This window comes from Desulfuromonas sp. TF, from assembly GCF_000472285.1.
Classification (GTDB): domain Bacteria; phylum Desulfobacterota; class Desulfuromonadia; order Desulfuromonadales; family ATBO01; genus ATBO01.
Genome location: NZ_KI421424.1, coordinates 1 through 4,143, shown reverse-complemented (window position 1 = coordinate 4,143; position 4,143 = coordinate 1). Strand labels below are relative to the sequence as shown.

The 4,143-nt window shown below is 59.3% G+C and carries 5 protein-coding genes; 4 read left to right on the top strand and 1 reads right to left on the bottom strand.

Annotation, left to right across the window (positions count from 1 at the left end; genetic code table 11):
- From DTF_RS27340 to DTF_RS0116285, 4 genes are all read left to right on the top strand, one after another.
- Positions 1-238, top strand: a 238-nt coding sequence (locus tag DTF_RS27340) for a Fur family transcriptional regulator (protein WP_226989389.1), incomplete at its 5' end; no start/stop codon positions are given.
- Positions 239-459: 221 nt separating this feature from the next.
- Positions 460-2,415 carry a ferrous iron transport protein B gene (gene feoB / locus DTF_RS0116295; RefSeq protein ID WP_081703039.1) on the top strand — a complete coding sequence of 652 codons (1,956 nt, stop codon included), beginning with the start codon at positions 460-462 and terminating at the stop codon, positions 2,413-2,415.
- Positions 2,412-2,600, top strand: coding sequence for a hypothetical protein (locus DTF_RS0116290; protein WP_027716181.1), 189 nt, complete (start codon positions 2,412-2,414; stop codon positions 2,598-2,600). The genes feoB and DTF_RS0116290 overlap by 4 nt, the downstream gene beginning before the upstream one ends.
- Entirely contained in the window at positions 2,597-3,259 is a 663-nt protein-coding gene (locus tag DTF_RS0116285; protein ID WP_027716180.1) for a metal-dependent transcriptional regulator, read from the top strand. Before DTF_RS0116290 ends, DTF_RS0116285 begins: the two co-directional genes overlap by 4 nt.
- Before the next feature lie 334 nt (positions 3,260-3,593).
- Here the strand turns inward: DTF_RS0116285 and DTF_RS24040 are convergent, their stop codons facing one another.
- The gene (locus tag DTF_RS24040) at positions 3,594-3,995 is read right to left on the bottom strand and encodes a nucleoside deaminase (protein WP_051361397.1); all 402 of its coding nucleotides are present in this window, start codon (positions 3,993-3,995) and stop codon (positions 3,594-3,596) included.
- Between the last annotated feature and the right edge of the window lie 148 nt (positions 3,996-4,143).

Sequence of the window (4,143 nt, the reverse complement as noted above, 5' to 3'; positions counted from 1 at the left end):
CTTTATGGTCTCCGAGAAAACAAATTTACCGCGGAGAACGCAGAGGACGCCGAGAAAAGCTATTGAGATCAAAAGGTCCCACGATCACCTGATCTGCACCGACTGCGGCGCCATCATCGAGTTCGAGGATTCGCGCATCGAACAGCTGCAGGAAAGGGTGGCCAGCGAACATGGCTTCCAGATCGTCAGCCATCGACTGGAGCTCTTCGGCCTCTGCGCCAAATGCGCCAAAAAATAAATGCCGTCCCACCGTGCAGGCGCTGCTTTATTTAATCTCATGTCGTGAAATCGATAATCAATCTTTATGGTCTCCGAGAAAACAAATTTACCGCGGAGAACGCAGAGGACGCCGAGAAAAGCTATTGAGATCAAAAGGTCTTCCTCCGCAGCCTCTGCGGTAAAAGACCCGATTCACTGATTTCGTCAATTCTTAAGCCTTCCGAAATGAGATCTGCTGCAATGTCCACCTCCAGCGACCGGCCCCCGAAGGTCATCCTCGTAGGCAATCCCAACGTCGGCAAAAGCGTTCTCTTCAATGCGCTGACCGGCGCCTATACCACCGTCTCCAATTACCCCGGCACTTCGGTCGAAGTCTCCCGCGGATACTGCGAAATCTCCGGCCTCCGCTATGAGGTGCTCGATACCCCGGGGATGTATTCTCTGATGCCGATCACCGAAGAGGAGCGGGTGGCCCGGGAAATCCTCCTGACCGAGAAGCCTCATGTGGTGCTTCATGTCCTGGACGGCCGCAATCTGGATCGGATGCTCCCCATGACCCTTCAGCTCATCGAGACCGGTCTGCCGGTGGTCCTGGTGGTGAATATCCTCGATGAAGCCGAGCGCCTCGGCATGGTGATTGACATTCCGCTGCTGGAGGAGAAACTTGGTATTCCGGTCATCGGAGCAGCGACCGCCCGCAAACGCGGCATCGACGAGATCCGCGCCGCTATCGCCGGCCCCTCATCCGGCGAAAAGGCGGTCTTCGCCTACGCCACCGATCTGGAGCGGGACATCGCCCGGGTCGCTTCGACCCTGGAGGGTTCCTATCCTCTTGACCGCCGCGCCCTGGCGCTGCTTCTTCTGCAGAAGGACGAGGAAGTGGGCGAACTGGTGCGGCAGACGGAAAAGGAAGGTTACTCAGCCGTGGAGACCGCCGTCAATGAGGTGATCTTCGAGCGCCGCGCCGACCTGCACCTTCGCATCAGCCTCGAGCGCAAACGCGTCTGTCGGGGAGTGCTGGAAGGCGTTATCTACCAGCCGCAAGGGGGGGAGCCGACTTTTTCCGAGCGCCTCTCGGGCTGGACCATGAATCCCTGGACCGGGTTTCCCATCCTGCTTCTGATCCTTTATTTCGGGCTGTATCAGTTCGTCGGCGGGTTCGGCGCCGGAACGATCGTCGATTTTCTTGAAGGCTCCCTTTTCGAGGGGTACATCAACCCCTGGTTCATCGCCCTGGCCGACCGGTTCATCCCCTGGTACTGGCTCCATGAGCTGATCGTCGGCGAATACGGGGTCTTCACCCTGGGGGTGCGCTATGCCGTTGCCCTGGTGCTTCCCATCGTCGGCACCTTTTTTCTGGTTTTTTCCGTCATCGAGGACACGGGATACTTCCCCCGGCTCGCCATGCTGGTCGACCGCCTCTTCAAGAAGCTCGGTCTCAGCGGCCGGGCCGTGATCCCTCTCGTCCTCGGCTTCGGCTGCGACACCATGGCCACGATGGTGACCCGCACCCTGGAAACGGTCCGCGAGCGGATTCTCGCCACCATCCTGCTGGCCCTTGCCATCCCGTGCAGCGCCCAGCTCGGGGTCATCCTCGGCCTCCTCGCAGGGGTACCCGGCACCCTGGTGGTCTGGAGCATCTGCATCGCCCTGGTCTTCGTGGTCATCGGTTTTCTCGCCGCCCGCCTGGTTCCCGGCGAGCGCCCCATGTTCTACATGGAGCTGCCGCCGCTGCGCATGCCGCAGCTCCGCAACGTGCTGGTCAAGACCCTGACCCGCATGCAGGCCTATTTCCTCGAGATCTTCCCCCTCTTCGTCATCGCCTCCGTCATTCTCTGGGCCGGAAAGATGACGGGAGTTCTGAACGGACTGGTCTCTACACTGAACCCCGTCATGCGCCTTCTCGGCCTGCCGGATGAGGCGTCGGCGGCTTTCATCTTCGGGTTCTTCCGCCGTGATTTCGGCGCCGCAGGGCTTTACGACCTGCAGACCGCCGGCCTGCTCGATGCGGTCCAACTGACCGTGGCCGGCGTCACGCTCACCCTCTTCGTGCCGTGCGTGGCCCAGTTCCTGATGATGAAGAAGGAGCGCGGATGGAGAACCTCCCTGGGGATTTTCGTCTTTGTCTCCCTTCTGGCCTTTACCGTCGGCTGGGGACTGAACCGTTTTCTGCTGCTGACGGGGCTGCTGGCATGAAGTGCGGTTTCTGCAACAGGGAAATCCCCGAAGAACCGGGACGGAAAGAGAGCTGCGGCGCCTGCCCGGGAGGCTGCCGCAAGGTGCACTGCCCGTACTGCGGATACGCCAACCCCATCGTTTCAGGACGGCTCCGGCGCTGGGCCGAAGGCAAGAACAAGCAACGCGAGGACGAAAAACCATGAAACTTTCCGAAAAAGCCGAAGAGATTCTCGAGGCTCTGTGGATCGCCACCGAGGAAGAGGGGGAGAATTCCGCCCCTTTCGACCTGCTCAAGGTCACAGCCGACGATGATGAACTGAAGGAGCTGGATCGCCTCGCTTATATCGACGTCAAGGGGGAGAGGGTCTATCTGCGCAAGGAGGGGCGCCACGAGGCGATGATGACCGTTCGCAGGCACCGCCTGGCCGAACGGTTGATGATGGACATCCTCGACCTGAAGGGAAAAAAGGGGAACGCCAAGGCGTGCGAGTTCGAACATCTGCTCCATCACGGCGTGGACGCCAAGATCTGCACCCTCCTGAACCACCCCACCACCTGCCCCCACGGCAAGCCGATCCCTCCCGGCAAATGCTGCGAGGAGGCGAAAGCCAGCGGTGCGGTCGGAGTCGTGGCGATCACCGAGCTGAAGGCCGGGGAGGGGGGGGAGATCGCCTATCTTGCCGCCACCGATCCCAGGAAGATGCAGAAGCTGATGAGCATGGGCGTGCTCCCCGGAAGCCGGCTGCTGCTCAGCCGCACCTTCCCGTCCTATATTTTCCGGGTCGGGAATTCGGATTTTGCCGTGGACGAGGAGCTGGCCCGGGAGATTTTTGTGCGCAAGGGGGAGGGGAAATTAGTTTGAAATAAGATTTTCCTGGTGCTATAAAAGACCCCTGTGCTTTGATGATCGATTCAGGGGGAAGTGGGCGTGGGATTCGGAAAACTGAAAGCAGAGATCGAATAGAAGAGCCGCGCAGGCGTCATAAGGGTGTTGCGCGGTTTTTTTTGTTTTTGAATAGGATCGAGATTCAGTCGGCGGGGGAGAGGGGCGAATCGGACCATCGGGAGTTCGCGTCTCCGGTGGACGGACTTTGTAAGGAAAATGATGCTGACCATAGATAAAGTCAAAACCTATGAGAGGTTTGGGGGCGACATCGATGGGTGGGCTTGCATTTTGAGGAAATCGGCAAATGAAATCACCTCCGAAGAATGGACGCAACTAGACCGACTACTGCAAAAATTAACCATATGCAGAGAGGCTTAGGATCAGAAGAATTTTGCAAACAGACGAACCTTGAGTTGGGTCTCATTTCAGCCGACGAGACTGTGCCGAACAGAAGAATCGCCTCGCTGCACATGGCGCACGGGGAAAGGGTGGTGTAGATGGTGCACTGGCGGTAGATCGCCGCCGGCTGCCGATCGGCGCTCTCGATGGCGTCCGTCTCCCCGTGGAGGATGGCGCTCCCGCACTGGACCCGACGGTTTCGGCCGCGTCCGATGATTTGTCCGTTGTGGACGAGCACCGACCCTACCGGAATTCCTCCCTCCGCCAGCCCCGCTTTCGCCTCCTCCAGCGCGGCTCTCATGTATTCGTCCATCTCTCCCTCCCATTTTCCCGGCGTGGCCTTCGGCAGGCGCCGACGGCGCAATCTCTTCTAAGAACCTACCTGTTAAGTGCCACGACATCGTGGACGGATTTTCGTGCCACAACATCGTGGACACTCAATGGATTAACGTAGTCGGTAA